2 protein-coding genes and 1 pseudogene are annotated in these 17,209 nt (G+C 62.2%); all 3 read left to right on the plus strand.

What is annotated here, in order from left to right:
- Positions 1-152 (plus strand): annotated as a pseudogene (locus tag ACF8RA_RS12040) (phosphopantetheine-binding protein); the annotation flags it as partial.
- A gap of 75 nt (positions 153-227) precedes the next feature.
- The gene (locus ACF8RA_RS12045) at positions 228-4,865 is read left to right on the plus strand and encodes an amino acid adenylation domain-containing protein (RefSeq protein WP_392519212.1); all 4,638 of its coding nucleotides are present in this window, start codon (positions 228-230) and stop codon (positions 4,863-4,865) included.
- Entirely contained in the window at positions 4,862-17,191 is a 12,330-nt protein-coding gene (locus ACF8RA_RS12050; RefSeq protein WP_392519191.1) for a non-ribosomal peptide synthase/polyketide synthase, read from the plus strand. Before ACF8RA_RS12045 ends, ACF8RA_RS12050 begins: the two co-directional genes overlap by 4 nt.
- Positions 17,192-17,209: the final 18 nt, after the last annotated feature.

A 17,209-nucleotide genomic window follows, 5' to 3' on the forward strand; every position in this document is an offset into this window, starting at 1 on the left:
GCTACGTGGCCCCGCGCAACGCGCTGGAGCAACAGATCGCGACGATCTGGGCCGAGGTGCTGAAGCTCGATCAGGTCGGTGTGACGGACAACTTCTTCGAACTGGGAGGGGACTCGATCATCTCGATCCAGGTCGTCAGCCGGGCAAGGCAGGCCGGTATCCGCTTCACGCCCAAGGCGCTGTTCCAGCATCAGACCGTACAAGACCTGGCCTCGGTGGCCACGCGCATGGAAGGCAACGGCCCGCAGATCGACCAGGCGCCGGTGATCGGCGAGACACGCTTGCTGCCGATCCAGCAGGCGTTCCTCGAACAGTCGATCGCCGAGCCACATCACTGGAACCAGGCGGTCCTGCTGACCTCGACCAAGGTCATCGATAGCGCCGCGCTGGAGAAGGCCTTGCACGCGCTGCTTGAGCATCACGATGCGTTGCGCCTGCGCTTCACGCCACCCCAGGACGCGGGCGCTTGGCACGCCGCTTATTGTGCGCCGGGCGACGTCGAGGCCGGGTTGCTGTGGGCCGAGACCCTGACCGATCCTGACGCGCTACACGACCTGTGCGAGCGCGCGCAGCGCAGCCTGAACCTGCAGCAGGGGCCGCTGTTGCGCGGTGTATTGGCGACCCTGCCCGATGGCAGCCAGCGCCTGCTTCTGGTGATTCATCACCTGGCGGTGGATGGCGTGTCCTGGCGCATTCTCCTGGAAGACCTGCAAAGCGCCTATGACCGTCACGTGGCAGGTCAGCCTGCCGTGTTGCCTGCCAAGACCACCTCGACCAAAGCCTGGGCCGAACGGCTGCAGGCCTACGCGCAAAGCGAAGCGCTGCAGGCAGAGCTCGGCTATTGGCAGTCGCAGTTGCAAGGGGTTGACCCGCAACTGCCTCTGGACAGGGCGGATGGGTCGTTGCATGGCCGCCACGGCGCGACGGTGCATGCACGCCTGGACCGGCAGCAGACCTCACGGCTGTTGCAACAGGCGCCGACGGCATACCGCACCCAGGTCAACGACTTGCTGCTGACCGCACTGGCCCGGGTGGTTGCCCGTTGGACCCAACGCGAAGACGTGCTGGTGCAACTGGAAGGACACGGCCGTGAGGACCTGTTCGATGCGGTCGACCTGACGCGGACGGTCGGCTGGCTGACCAGCCTCTTCCCCGTGAAGCTGACCGCTGCGTCGGACCTCGGCGCCTCCATCAAGCAGATCAAGGAGCAACTTCGCGCCATCCCAGACAAGGGCATCGGCTATGGCGCGCTGCGCTACCTGGGGGATTCGCACGCGCACAATGTGCTGACTGGCCTGCCAGTGCCCCCCATCACCTTCAATTACCTGGGGCAGCTTGACAGTACCTTTGCCGAAGGCGCGGGCCCGGGCACCCAGCGATTCCTGCAGCCAGCCAGCGAAAGCAGCGGCGCCAGCCAGTCTGCCGAGGCCCTGCTGGAAAACCTGCTGTCGATCAACGGGCAGGTCTATGCCGGCGAGTTGAGCCTCGCCTGGACGTTCAGCCAGGCCATGTTCGACCGCACCACGGTCCAGGCCCTGGCCGACGACTACATGACCGAACTCCAGGCGTTGATCGACCATTGCGTCAGCCAGGGCGCGGTCGGCCTGACACCGTCCGATGTGCCGCTGGCAGCGCTGGACCAGGCCCAGCTGGATGCGTTGCCGATCCCGGCGGCTGCCATCGATGACATCTATCCGCTCTCGCCCATGCAGCAGGGCATGCTGTTTCACACGGTCTTCGAGCAGGGCCAGGGTGAGTACGTCAATCAGATGCGAGTCAACGTCTCGGGGCTGGATATCGAGCGTTTCAAGCGTGCCTGGCAGGCAATGCTGGATCGACACGACGTATTGCGCGCCGCATTCGTCGCCCATCTGGAACGCCCGGTGCAGGTGATTCGCAAGCACGTCGAGCTGCCGTTCGACGTGCTGGACTGGGCCGACCAGGATGACCTCGAGGGGCGTCTGGATGCCTGGGCCGAGGCGGATCGTCGGCGTGGCTTCGACTTGCAGGCCGCACCGTTGCTGCGACTGACGGGCATCCGGACAGGCAGCGGCCGGCATCACCTGATTTTTACCAGCCACCATATCCTGATGGATGGCTGGAGCAATGCGCAGCTGCTGGGCGAGGTGTTGCAACACTACGCCGGCGTTGCCCTGGAGCACCCGGCAGGCCGCTACCGCGACTATATCGAGTGGCTGCAGCGCCAGGACGCGGGGCAGAGCGAGACGTTCTGGCGTCAGCAATTGCTGCACCTCACCGAGCCCACGCGGCTGGCTCAGGCGCTGCGTCAGGATCGCAGCCGCGCGGACACTGGCCATGGCGAACATCATCAGACGCTCGACCCGGCGTGCTTCCAGGCGTTGAGCGCGTTTGCCAGGCAACGGCGGGTGACGGTCAATACCTTGCTGCAGGCTGCCTGGCTACTGCTGTTGCACCGCTATACCGGCCAGGAAGGCGTTGCATTTGGTGCCACGGTTGCCGGGCGGCCGACAGACCTGCGCGGTGTCGAGCAGCAGCTGGGCCTGTTCATCAACACCTTGCCGGTGGCTGGCAGGCTGCAGCCTGACCTGCGGGTGGGGGAGTGGGTCGAACGTCTGCAGGCGCAGAACCTGAGCATGCGCGAACATGAGCACACGCCGCTCTATGACATTCAGCGTTGGGCGGGCTCGGCCGGTGAGCAGTTGTTCGACACGCTGCTGGTGTTCGAGAACTACCCGGTTGGTGAAGTCCTGCAGCAGGGTTCCAGCGCAGGCCTGGTGTTTTCGGGCACGCAGAATCGTGAGCGGACCAACTATCCGTTGACGCTGATGATCGAGTCGGGCAATGCGCTGACGATCCATTACCACTACGACCGTAGCCACCTCGGCGACACCGGCGTCGAACAGATCGCCCGGCACTTTGCCAATCTGCTGCACGCGCTGGTGCAACACGCCGATACTCCTGTCGGTGAACTGCAGATGCTCGATGACCAGGAACAACAGCGCATCGTCCACGACTGGAACCGTACCCAGATGCAGTACCCGCAGGCGCACTGCCTGCCCGAGTTGTTCGAAATGCAGGTCGCGCGTACCCCTGAGGCCCCGGCTCTGCGGTTTGCCGAGCAGACCTTGAACTACCGCGAGCTCAACCAGCGTGCCAACCGGCTGGCGAGCAAGCTGCGCACGTTGGGCGTCGGGCCAGATGTGCTGGTCGCGATTGTCGTCGAACGGTCGGTGGAAATGGTCGTGGGCCTGCTGGCGATTCTCAAGGCCGGCGGCGCCTATGTGCCACTGGACCCGGAATACCCCCGCGAGCGCCTGGCGTACATGATGGAGCAGAGTGGGGCGCACTTGTTGCTGACCCTCAGTCATCTGCTGCCGCAACTGCCCACGCACGGCGCGCAGGCCTGGTGCCTGGACAGCGACTGGCATCAGGTCGAAGGCTTCGATGGCGAGAATCTCGGCATCGTGCAGCACCCCGAGCATCTCGCCTATTGCATCTACACCTCCGGTTCCACCGGTCGTCCCAAGGGGGTCGAGGTACGCCACCAGGCACTGGTCAACTTCCTCGCCAGCATGGCTGTCGAGCCTGGGATCGACGCCAGCGACCGGGTCCTGGCGCTGACTTCGCTGTCGTTCGACATCGCCGGCCTGGAGCTTTACCTGCCGCTGTTGGCCGGGGCTTCGGTGGTACTGCTCGGCGAGCGCCAGAACAAAGACCCGTCGGCGCTGCAGGCGGTGATCGAGCGCCACGCCATCACCACCATCCAGGCCACACCGTCGACCTGGCGCATGCTGCTGCAGGCGCTGCCGGCGCAGACCTTGCGTGGCTGTAAGGTCATCAGTGGCGGTGAGGCGCTGCCTGTCGACCTGGCCGAGCAGCTCCTGCCGTTGTGCGGGCGCATCTGGAACCTTTACGGGCCAACCGAAACGACGATCTGGTCGGCGGCGTACTGCCTGGACAACGAACACCCTTTGCCGTTGCTGGGCAATCCGATCGCCAACACCACCTTACAGGTCATGGCGCACGATCTCTCGACAGCCGCGGCCGGCCTGGCCGGGGAACTGATGATCGGTGGCGATGGCCTGGCCCGGGGGTATCAGCGCCGTGCCGCACTGACCGCCGAGCGCTTCGTCCCGGACCCCTACGATCGTAGCGGGCAGGGCGGTGGCAGGCTCTACCGTACGGGTGACCTGGCCAGCTATCGCAACGATGGCCTGCTCGAGTACGTGGGCCGCATCGACCACCAGGTGAAGGTGCGGGGCTATCGCATCGAACTGGGCGAGATCGAGGCAAGGCTGATTGATGATCCTGCGGTGCGCGAGGCGGTGGTCATCGACATCGATGGGCCTGGCGGCAAGCAACTGGCCGGCTACCTGGTCTCGAACGGCGAAGTGGTCGCGACGGAGGAACAGCGCAGCGCCTTGCGTCGGCACCTGCGCGAGCAGCTGCGCGCGTCCTTGCCGGATTACATGGTCCCCGCGTACCTGACCTGGCTCGATGCGCTGCCGCTGACGCCCAACGGCAAGCTGGACCGCAAAGCCTTGCCCCAGCCCGACCTTGGCGTATCGCAGCAAGGCCATGTCGCGCCGCAGAGCGAGGTCGAGCAGCAGGTCGCTGCCGTCTGGGCACAGCTGCTGAATGTCGAGAAGGTCGGTCTCAATGACAACTTCTTCGACCTGGGAGGGCATTCGCTGCTGGCGCTGTCGGTGCTCTCGCGCTTGCAACTTTCCCTGGGATTGACCGTGGAACCGGCCGTGCTGTTCCAGTACCCGGTCCTGGGCGATTTCGCCAGATACATCGAATCCATCGGCGACGCGTCGGCTTTCGACGAAAAACTGCAGCGTCTGGATATGCTTTTTGAAGAGTTCGAGGTGAATGAATGAGTAATGATGCCGCGCTGAATATCGCCAAGCGTTTTGTCACGCTGCCGTTGGCCAAGCGCAAGCTGTATCTGCAGAAGATGCACGCCGAGAACATTTCTCCGGCCAACTTGCCAGTGCCTTGTACCCAGTCGCTGTTCGACCGCGTCCCGGTATCGTTCGCCCAACAGCGTCAATGGTTCCTGTGGCAGATGGACCCGCAGAGCACGGCCTACAACCTGCCTATCGCTCTGAGACTGCAGGGAGACCTGAATATCGATGCCCTGCGTGGGGCCTTCCAGGCCTTGATTGTGCGGCATCAAACCTTGCGCACCACGTTCGCGTTCGACGACGAGCAGCTTGTGCAGGTCATTCACCCGTCGGAGTCGTTCGAACTCGAAGCGCAGCCAGTCGACATCGGGCCTGCTTCTGCAAGCGATCCTCAGCTCAAGGCATGGGTCGAATCCGAGGCACAGACGCCTTTCGATCTGGAGCGGCAGTGGCCGATCAGGGTCAAGTTGCTGCGTCTGCATGAACATGATCATGTGGTGATCGTCACCCTGCACCACATTGCTACCGATGGCTGGTCAATGCAGGTGCTGGTCGACGAGCTCATCGAGCATTACGCCCATGCCAGTACTGGCGATGCTGTGGAACTGGCACCACTACCTATCCAGTATGCCGACTATGCCATCTGGCAGAGGCACTGGATGGAGGCCGGCGAGCAGGAGCGCCAGCTGGCGTACTGGCAGGCGCACCTGGGGGATGAGCATCCAGTGCTGGAGCTGCCCAGCGACCGTCCACGCCCGGCGACTCAGCGCTTTGAAGGCGCTAGCCTGAAGTTCGAGCTCGAAGCAGGGCTTTGCGGCGTGCTCAAGCAGCAGGCGCAGCAGCAGGGCGTGACGCTTTTCACACTGCTGCTGGCCAGCTTCCAGACCTTGCTGCATCGCTACTCGGGTCAGGATGAAGTGCGTGTCGGGGTTCCTGTCGCCAATCGCAATCGGGTTGAAACCGAGCGTCTGATCGGCTTCTTCGTCAACACTCAGGTACTCAAGGCCGAGTTCAATGACTCCCTGACGTTCACGGGCCTGCTTGGCCAGATGCACAAGACCACGTTGGCGGCCCAGGCTCATCAGGACCTTCCCTTCGAACAACTGGTCGAAGCACTGCACCCGGAACGAAGCCTGAGTCACAGCCCATTGTTCCAGGTCATGTACAACCACCAGACGCAGTCCAGGGGTGATGCTCGGCGTCTCCAGGGGCTGCATGTAGAAGGCATCGCCTGGGAGCGACAGACCGCGCAATTCGACCTGACGCTGAATACTGTCGAGCATGAGCATGGGATTGCGGTAGAGCTCAACTACGCTACCGCGCTGTTCGAAGGTTCGTCGATCGCCCGCATGGCTTCGCATTGGACCCACTTGTTGGAGGCGATCGCCGAGCGGCCTTGGCAACGTGTCGCCGAGTTGCCGATGCTGGGGGCGCAGGAACATCGCGAGATCGTGGAGCAGTGGAACAGCACTCAAGCATCCTACCCTGCCGACCAGGGCATGCATCAGTTGATCGAAGCGCAAGCCCGCGCGACGCCGCAGGCCCCTGCGGTCGTGTTCGGCGAGGATGTCTTGACCTACCGTCAACTGAACCAACGCGCCAACCGGCTCGCCCACGCATTGCGCGACCAAGGGGTAGGCCCGGACGTGCTGGTAGGTATCGCGGTGGAGCGTTCGCTCGAGATGGTGGTCGGGCTGCTCGCCGTTCTCAAGGCCGGGGGCGCGTATGTACCGTTCGATCCGGAGTACCCAGCTGAACGCCTGACTTACATGATGGAAGACAGTGGCATCCGTCTGCTGCTGACTCAAACTGCTCTGCTCCACCAATTGCCGATCGGGCCTGGCGTGGCCTGCATCGTGCTCGATGGCGCAGATGACTGGCTGGCTGCTTACAGCGATGCAGACCCTGTCAACCTCAACTTGCCGGCCGACCTGGCCTACGTGATCTATACCTCCGGCTCCACCGGCAAGCCAAAGGGCGCGGGTAACTCCCATCAGGCACTGGTCAACCGGCTCTGGTGGATGCAGAAGGCCTACGGTCTGGATTACGGCGACACCGTGCTGCAGAAGACCCCCTTCAGTTTCGACGTATCAGTGTGGGAATTCTTCTGGCCACTGTTCACCGGAGCGCGGCTGGCGGTGGCTCGACCTGGCGATCATCGGGATCCCGAACGTCTGGTCGAGGCGATCAGGCAGCACAAGGTCACGACCTTGCATTTCGTTCCGTCGATGCTCCAGGCCTTCATGACCAGCGAGCATGTGGAGCTGTGCGAAACCCTGAAGCGGGTGGTGTGCAGCGGCGAGGCATTGCCTGCTGATCTTTCGGAGCAGGTCCTGGCCAGGCTCCCGCAAGCGGGGCTCTTCAACCTTTATGGCCCGACGGAAGCGGCGATCGACGTTACCCACTGGACCTGTCAGACCCAAGCCAATGGCAGCGTGCCGATCGGCACACCGATCGACAACCTTAAGACCCATATCCTCAGCAGCGCCTTGCTGCCGGTACCTCAAGGTACGGCAGGCGAGCTCTACCTGGGGGGAGTGGGGCTGGCGCGAGGGTATCATCGTCGACCGGGGCTTACGGCCGAGCGGTTCGTGCCCGACCCATATGATCGGAGCGAGCAGGGCGGTGCACGGCTGTATCGCACCGGGGACCTGGCGCGGTACCGTTCGGGTGGAGTGATCGAATACGCAGGCCGCCTCGACCATCAGGTGAAGATACGCGGTCTGCGCATCGAGCTTGGCGAGATCGAGTCCAGGCTCCTGGAGCACGAGAGCGTGCGCGAGGCCGTGGTGATCGACATCGATGGGCCAGGTGGCAAGCAGCTGGCCGCCTACCTGGTTGTCGATGTGCATGCTCGAGAACTGGAAGAACATCTGCGTCGGCACCTCAAGGCCACACTGCCGGACTACATGGTTCCCAGCCATCTGCTGCTTGTTGATGCCCTCCCGCTGACCCCGAACGGTAAGCTGGATCGCAAGGCACTGCCACGGCCTGATGCGCGTCAGCGGCAGAAAAACCATGTGGCGCCGCGTAACGATATCGAGCAGCGAATCGCCGCGATCTGGGCCGACGTGCTCAAACTTGAGCGGGTAGGGGCTACCGACAACTTCTTCGAACTGGGCGGCGATTCGATCATCTCGATCCAGGTGGTCAGCAGAGCCCGGCGCGAGGGCATGACGTTCACCCCCAAGCAGCTGTTCCAGCTCCAGACCGTCGAAGGGCTGGCGGCAGTGGTCGGCAACGGTCAGACCCAGGCCATGCAGATCGATCAGGGCGCTGTGCAGGGAGAGATGCAGCTCCTGCCGATCCACCAGGCATTCTTCGATGATGCCATCGCCGACCGTCACCACTGGAACCAGGCCCTTCTGCTCAAGCCCGGGCAGACCATGGATCTCGACGTGCTCGACCGTGCATTGCAAGCACTTTTGGTCCATCACGATGCGTTGCGTTTGAGCTTTTTGCAGCAGGACAGCGGCGGTTGGTCCGCCTGGTATCGCGAGATTGGCGAACCAGCCCAGGCGGCCAGTCTGTGGCAAGCACAACTTCAGCACCCGTCCGAACTGCCTGGCTTGTGCGAAGAGGCGCAGCGCAGCCTCGATCTGGGGCAAGGGCCACTGCTGCGGGCCGTCCTGGCCGACCTGCCCGACGGTACCCAGCGGTTGTTGCTGGTGATCCACCATCTGGTCGTGGATGGTGTTTCATGGCGAATTCTGCTCGAAGATCTGCAGACTGCCTACCGTCAGACGGAGCGCGGTCAAACCATTGTTCTGCCGGCCAAGACCAGTTCCGTCAAGGCATGGGCCGAGGCGCTGCAGACGTATGCCAACACCGAGGTATTGCGTAATGAACTGCCGTATTGGCAGGCGCTGTCGGCGGGTGTCGATACCACGCTCCCTTGCGACAATGCTGACGGCTCGCTGCAGGCCAGGCATGCAGCCGTCGCCCGGACACGGCTCGATCAGCGCTACACCCGCCAGCTCCTGCAGCACGCCCCCGGGGCTTATCGCACCCAGGTCAACGACTTGTTACTGACGGCGTTGGCCAGGGTGATCGCCCGCTGGACGAAGCAGGATGATGTGCTCGTGCAACTGGAAGGGCACGGTCGTGAAGAGCTGTGCGATACTGTCGACCTCAGCCGTACCGTGGGTTGGTTCACTAGCATGTTCCCGGTCAACCTCACCACCGCCGAATCGATGGAGACCTCAATCAAGACCATCAAGGAGCAACTGCGTGCGGTCCCCAACAAGGGGCTTGGGTTTGGTGCGCTGCGCTATCTGGGCGATCGGGAGACCCGCCAGGCCTTGGCGGAGCTGGCACCGCCCAGGATCACCTTCAACTACCTTGGACAGTTCGATGCCAGCTTCGACGAGCCTGCCGACGAACTCCGCGCCGCAGCCTTCCTGGTGCCAGCTGCCGAGCACAGTGGCGCAAGCCGTGCCGAGACAGCGCCACTGGGCAACTGGTTATCGATCGATGGGCAGATATTCAAAGGCGAGCTGAGCCTGAACTGGACCTTCAGCCAAGCCATGTTCGAGATCACGACGGTTGAACGACTGGCAGCCGAATACGCTCGGGAATTGCAGAGCCTGATCGACCACTGCGTGTCCGAAGGTGCATTTGGCAGGACGCCTTCGGATTTCCCGCTGTGCAACTTGAGCCAGTCGCAACTTGACGCGCTGCCTGTCGCCGTCTCCGGAATCGAAGACATCTACCCCCTGTCGCCGATGCAGCAGGGGATGCTGTTCCACAGCGCCTATGAGCAGACCGGAGATTACATCAACCAGATGCGCGTCGACGTCCAGGGCCTGGACGTGGCGCGGTTCGATCAGGCCTGGCAAGCGATGGCGGCGCAGCATGATGTCCTGCGGGCCAGTTTCATCACGCTGTACGAGCAGCCATTTCAGATCATTCGCCAGCAGGTGCAGATACCCTGCATCGAGCTGGACTGGTCGGCGCACGAAGACCTGCAGCAGGAGCTTTCCGTCTGGGCCGAAAATGATCGGCGCAGGGGGTTCGACCTGCTGAGTGATCCACTGCTCAGGATCACCGCGATCCGTACTGGCCCCGACAGCCATCACCTGATCTATACCAGCCACCATATCCTCATGGATGGCTGGAGCAACTCGCAGTTGTTTGGCGAGGTCCTGCAGCACTACGCGGGGCAGCCGGCCGAGCGTAAGCCAGGACGTTACCGTGACTACATCCAGTGGCTGCAGGCCCAGAGCAGGGATCGCAGCGAGGTCTTCTGGCGGGAGCAATTGCAGGATCTGCAGGAGCCGACACATCTGGCGCTAGTATTCCGACAAGGCAAGTCGAACCAGGACAGCGGTTATGCCGATCATTATCAGGTGCTGGACTGGCAGCCCTCCCTGAGTGAGTTCGCCCGTGAGCGACGGGTCACCGTCAATACGCTGGTGCAAGCAGCCTGGTTGTTGCTTCTGCAACGCCATACTGGCCAGGAATGCGTCGCCGTGGGCGCCACGGTCGCTGGCCGGCCGGCGGAAGTGGCTGGCGCTGAACATCAGCTGGGCCTGTTCATCAATACCTTGCCGGTGATCAACCGGCTACAGCCGACGATGACCGTGGCGCAATGGGTCACCGAGTTGCAGGGCCGGAACCTGGCATTGCGTGAGCACGAACACACAGCGCTGTATGACGTCCAGCGTCTGGCGGGCGTGGCTGCGGATGGGCTGTTCGATACCTTGCTGGTGTTCGAGAACTACCCTGTTTCCGAGGCGTTGCGCGAAGGTGCTCCCGCAGGCTTGACGTTCACTGATACGCACATTCACGAGCAGACCAACTACCCGTTGACCTTGGCCATAGGCTTGGGTGCGCAACTGTCCGTTCACTACAGCTATGACCGTTCCAGCTTCAGCGACCGTGACATCGAGCAGATCGCCGGGCACTTTGCCAATTTGCTGCATGCCATCATCCAGAAACCGCAACGCCTCATCGCCGAGCTGCCGATGTTGGGTGTGGATGAATACCGTCGCATCGTGGAGGAGTGGAACCACACGACGGTCAGCTATCCGGGTTCGCACTGCGTGCATCAGCTATTCGAGACACAGGCTCTGCAAAGGCCCGATGCCATTGCACTGGTTTTTGCGGGGCAGCAGCTCACTTACCGACAGCTCAATGCCCGCGCCAATGCCCTGGCGCACAGCTTGCGGGATCGCGGGGTGGGCCCGGACGTATTGGTCGGCATTGCCCTGGAACGTTCGGTGGACATGGTTGTGGGGTTGCTGGCGATCCTGAAAGCAGGAGGGGCCTATGTGCCCCTCGACCCTGAGTATCCACAGGACCGTCTGGCGTACATGATCGAAGACAGCCGTATCCAACTGCTGTTGACCCATCGAGATGTTCAGTTGCCGGCTTGTCCGCATATCCAGGCCATTATGCTAGACGGGCCGGACGACGATCTGCCGCGCGAAGCTGACAACCTGACGTTTGCGGGGCACCCCGGGAACCTGGCCTATGTGATCTATACCTCGGGCTCGACGGGTAAGCCAAAAGGTGCGGCCAATACCCATGAAGCGCTTCTGAACAGGCTCTTCTGGATGCAGGAAGCCTACGCATTGGGCGCCGATGACAAGGTGCTGCAGAAAACCCCTTTCAGCTTCGATGTTTCGGTGTGGGAGTTCTTCTGGCCTTTGATGACGGGAGCCCGGCTGGTGCTTGCCCAGCCGGGCGAGCATCGCGATCCGGCGATGCTGATGCGTCTGATCGAGTCCGAAGCGATCACCACCTTGCACTTCGTGCCATCAATGCTGCACGCCTTCATCAGCGGCGACAGCCCGCAGGCGGCTTGCACGTCGCTACGGCGGGTGATGTGTTCTGGCGAGGCGCTGCCTCTGGAGTTGCAGCGCAGCGCGATGGCATTGTTGCCGGGTGCCCAGTTCTACAACCTGTACGGGCCTACCGAAGCGGCCATCGATGTCACCCATTGGCATTGTGTGGACGAACAGAGCCACAGCGTTCCGATCGGCAAGCCTATTGCCAACCTGCGTACCTACATTCTTGACGATGAGCTCAATCCGGTGCCGCCGCCCGTCACGGGCGAGCTGTATCTGGGCGGTATTGGCCTGGCGCGCGGCTACCATGAACGAGCGATGCTGACGGCCGAGCGTTTCTGTGTCAGCCCTTTCGGTGACGGGGAGCGTCTGTACCGTACGGGCGACCTGGCACGACAGCGTGAAGACGGGGTGATCGAGTACGCTGGGCGGATCGACCACCAGGTGAAGATCCGCGGCCTGCGTATCGAGCTTGGCGAAATCGAGGCGAGCCTGCTGGAGCACCCGGCCGTGCAGGAGGCTGCAGTTCTGGCAATTGATCTCGCGACCGGCAAGCAGCTCGTGGCCTTTGTCGTTATCGACCAGGAAGACCACCTGAGCGATGTGAAGGCTGTGCTGACCCGACGACTGCCGGATTACATGGTGCCTTACCATTATGTCCTGCTCGACAGCATGCCGCTGTCTCCCAACGGCAAGCTGGACCGCAAGCGTCTGCCGATGCCCGAGCTCAAAGCTACCGTGCAGCAATACACCGCCCCAGGTAACGAAGTCGAAGGCGCCCTGGCGCAGATCTGGCAAGAAGTCCTGCAGCGGGAAAAGGTAGGTATCCACGACAATTTCTTCGAACTCGGTGGCGACTCGATCGTGTCGATCCGGATCGCCAGCAAGGCGCGACTCGCTGGTTACGAGGTCTCTCCGAAACGGGTATTCGAGCACCAGACCATCGCTCAACTGGCCGCGACGCTGGAGCACCAGGCGCCAGCTTCCGAAGCGCCGGTCATTGCACGTGTCGTCGTCAGTGAAGCACAACGAGCGCTGTTGCCGCTGCCCGCCGACGTCATCGAAGATGTCTACCCGCTCTCGCCGATGCAACAAGGCATGCTGTTCCATTCCATCGAGGAGAAGGGGGAAGGGCTGTACATCCATCAGGTCAGCTTGCCGGTGACCGGCCTGAAGACGGAGCGCTTCATTCGGGCATGGGCTGCGGTGACAGCCCGTCACGAAGTACTGCGCACCAGTTTCCACTGGGCCGGGCTGTCTGAGCCGCTGCAGGTTGTCCATGCACATGCACAGATGCCCGTGCGGGAAGTCGATCTGCAGGGCAGCGAGGCGCCTGAGGCCATTTTGCAGGCGCTTGCCCATGAAGAGTGGCTGAACGGTTTCGACCTGACGCAGGCGCCTCTGCATCGGCTGTTGCTGGTGAAGCTGGACTCGAACACCTATCACATGATCTGGACCAGCCACCACATCCTGATGGATGGCTGGAGCACTTCCCGGCTGTTTGCCGAGGTCATGCAGCACTACGCCGACAAACCGGTGTCCGGTACTGTCGGCCGCTATGGTGATTTTATCGCGTGGCTGAAGTCTCAGGACAAGGGGCGGCAGGAGGCGTTCTGGCGTGAAAGTCTGACCGGTGTCGAGCCCACCTTGCTGGCCCAGACGATTCACCCGCGGCACAGCTCTACCGAAACCGGGCACAACGCACTTTATTCGCGCTGGGACAACGCGTGGACGACGCGTCTGCAGGATTACTGCCGAAGCCTGAGGATCACGCCCAACACCGTGATCCAGGGCGCCTGGTTGCTGTTGCTGCAACGTTACACGGGCAAATCTGCAGTTACCTTCGGGGCGACCGTCGCCGGTCGGCCGGAGTCGCTGCCGGACGCCGACAGCACCTTGGGTCTGTTCATTAATACGTTGCCGGTATCGCAGGAACTTGATCCGACCGCGTGCCTGGAAGACTGGCTCCGTGACCTGCAGGCATACAACCTGGAGCTGCGCAACTGGTCGCATACCCCACTAAACGATGTCCAGAGGTGGTCAGGTACCCCAGGACAGACGCTGTTCGACAGCATCATCGTGTTCGAGAATTACCCGATCGACGAGAGCATGCGTGAGTCATCCGATACCGAAGTAGGCTTTGGCGAATCCAGTGGCGTGGGTGTCACAAACGTCCCCATGGACTTGGCTGTACACCTCAACGACACGTTGTCGATCGAATACTTGTACCTGCGCAACAGTTTCAGTGAGGCGTCGGTACACGGCATCCGCCAGACCATGGAAGCCACGCTCGACGCCATGCTGGGCCAGCCTCGGGCTCGAATCGGCAATCTCCAGTGCCTGCCGCCTGCACAACTGGAGCAGGCAGCGCGATGGGGCGCTGAACCTGCGACGGTTTACGGTGGGCAGACATTGGCTCAGTCGATCGCAGCGCAAGCGCTGCGCCAACCTGATGCCATCGCGCTGGTGTGTGCCGAGCGCAGCCTCTCTTATGCGGAGCTGGAGCAGCAGGCCGAGCGCCTTTGCACCGTGCTGCGGCTCAAGGGGGCAGCGCCCGAAGTGATCGTCGGCGTCGCCCTGGAACGGTCGCTGGAGTTGGTCGTGACATTGCTGGCGATCATGAAGACGGGTGCCGCCTACGTACCTCTGGATCTTGAGTATCCTGCCGATCGTCTGGCCTGGATGATCGAAGATTCTGGCATGGAGCTGCTGGTGACACGCCGCTCGCTGCTCCAGTGCCTTCCGTCACTGGAACGCGTGCAAGTGGTCGAGCCTGACGACGATTATCCTGTCCAGCAGCCCGCGCTGCCTCCGGCGACCATCGAAGATAGCAACCTGGCCTACCTGATCTACACATCAGGTTCGACCGGCAAGCCCAAGGGCGTGGCCGTTGCTCAGGGACCACTGAGTCGGCATTGCCAGGCTATCGTGGAACGATATGAAATGGGGCCGTCGACGCGAGAGCTGCATTTCATGTCGTTCGCTTTCGATGGTGCTCAGGAGCGCTGGCTGAGTACCTTGCTCAGCGGTGGCACGCTGGTGATTCGCGACGGTGACTTGTGGACCGTGGAGCAGACCCTGGAGGCCTTGTGGCGCCAGCGCATCACCATCGCCTGCTTCCCTCCGGCCTACCTGAAACAGTTGGCAGAGGCGGTGCAGGCCAGTGGCGATCAGCCGCCACCGGTGCTGATCTACTGCTTCGGTGGTGATGCGGTACCCGAACAGACATTCGAGCAGGTCAGGATTGCGCTCAAGCCTTCCTGGCTGACCAATGGCTATGGCCCGACCGAAACGGTTGTGACGCCGCTTCTGTGGAAGGTGCCAGCTGACGGTCATTGTGCGGCTGCCTATGCGCCTATTGGACATGCTGTAGGTCTGCGCTCCCTTCGCGTACTCGATGACGAGCTCAATTCTCTGCCTCCAGGATTCGCGGGCGAATTGATGATTGGCGGTGACGGGGTGGCTCGCGGCTATCACGGCCGTGCAGCCCTGACGGCGGAGCGCTTCGTGCCCGACCCTCTGGGTAAGGACGGAGCGCGTATCTACCGCAGTGGTGACCTGGTACGTCGACGGGATGATGGCGTGGTCGACTACGTGGGCCGTATCGACAATCAGGTCAAAATCAGGGGGTTCCGGATCGAGCTCGGTGAAGTCGAAGCGGTGCTGCGCACCCGGGACGGTGTGCGGGACGCCGTAGTGGTGGTGCACGAAACGCCGGTGGGCAAGCAACTGATCGGGTATGTGGTAGGCGAAGACACGCGCATGGCGAAGGCATTGAAAGCTGCATTGGCCGCTGAATTGCCGGAGTACATGGTGCCGTCGCAGATCATCGTGTTGTCCGCGTTCCCGGTTACGCCAAACGGCAAACTCGATCGCAAGCGCCTCCCGGCGCCGATCTTCGAATCGACAGGGTATGTCGCGCCTCGTAACGAACAGGAGCGGTTGCTGGCACAGATCTGGGAAGAGGTGTTGCAGGTCGATTCCGTCGGCATAACGGACAACTTTTTCGAAATGGGCGGCGACTCCATCCTCAGTCTGCAGGTTGTGTCTCGAGTGAGAAACCACCCGACCTTGGACATGGATCTTAAACTGCGTGATGTGCTTCGTTATCAGACCATCGAGGCGATTATCGGCAAGCAGGATCTGGCCGATCGCGTGCCCGAGCAGGTCGCCGAGACCGGAGCGGTCGACGGCCTGTTCAATCTGCTGCCCATCCAGGAATGGATGTTCGCCGAGGATCTTCCGGACCCGTCGCACTTCAACCAGGCCCTGATGCTCAAGCCGCGCATCGCTCTAGACTTGGAGGCGCTCGAGCAAGCGCTTGCATGCATCGAAGAGCACCATGACGCCTTGCGGCTGCGCTTCGTCCAGGAGAACGGTCGTTGGATGCAACGCTACCTGACGCCCGGTGAGGTCAGGCAACCGCTGCTGCAACGTGAACAGGCTGGTGATGAGCAGGCGCTGATGACGCTGGCCAATCAGGCGCAACGCAGTCTGGGGCTTGTCGATGGACCTGTCTGGCGAGCACTGCACGTTCAGCTTGCCGACGGGCAGGCGCGACTGTTGTTGGTTATTCATCACCTGGTCATGGACGGTGTTTCATGGCGGGTATTGCTCGAAGACCTGCAGCAGGCCTACCAAGCCTGTACCCAAGGTGACAGGCCAGTATTGCCTGCTCGCACCACGAGCTACAGGGCTTGGGCAGAGCGGCTGCGAACAGAGGCGGAAACGATTGCCGCGCAACAGGGTGAGTGGTGGCTCGCTCAACTCGAGCCGCTGTCGAACGAGTTTCCTTGCGACAACCCGCGGGGGCGCAACGAGGTGAGCGAGCAGGCGGCCGCCCATCTGTACCTGACACGGGAAAAGACCGCGCAGTTGCTCAAACAGGCGCCTGCAGCCTATCGCACCCAGGTGAACGACATTCTGCTGGCGGCTCTGGCACGTGTGTTGTGCCGTTGGAGCCGCGAAGATGCCGCATTGATTCAACTCGAAGGGCATGGTCGCGAAGACCTTTACGAAGGCGTGGATCTGTCCCGGACCGTGGGCTGGTTCACCAGCATGTTCCCGGTACGTCTTGCGCCTGGGGATGCGGCGGCGGTCGGTGAGTCGATCCAGGCGACGCAACGACAACTGGCGGCGGTACCTGACAAAGGTGTCGGCTATGGCGTGTTGCGTTATCTGGGCGAGCCAAGGATGCGTGAGCGCCTTGCCGCTGCCGCTCAACCACGTGTGACGTTCAACTATTTCGGTCAGTTCGACCAAAGCTTCGACAAACACGCCTTGCTTGAGCCCGCGCCGGAAGGTTCGGGCGACTGCTACAGCCCGAGGGCGCGCCTGGCCAACTGGTTGGAAATCGTCGGTCAAGTCTACGATGGCTCACTTTCATTGCGGTGCGTGTACAGCAAGCGCCGCTATCGGGCGCAGACCATCGACGCCTTGATGGACAGCTACCGCGAAGAACTTGAACTGCTGATCGACCACTGTCTCTCCGTGACTGGCGCTGCTTGAATGCAAGCGCCAGGCGGT

Origin of the sequence: Pseudomonas sp. FYR_5 (genome assembly GCF_043106315.1) — a bacterium.
Taxonomy (GTDB): domain Bacteria; phylum Pseudomonadota; class Gammaproteobacteria; order Pseudomonadales; family Pseudomonadaceae; genus Aquipseudomonas; species Aquipseudomonas putida_Y.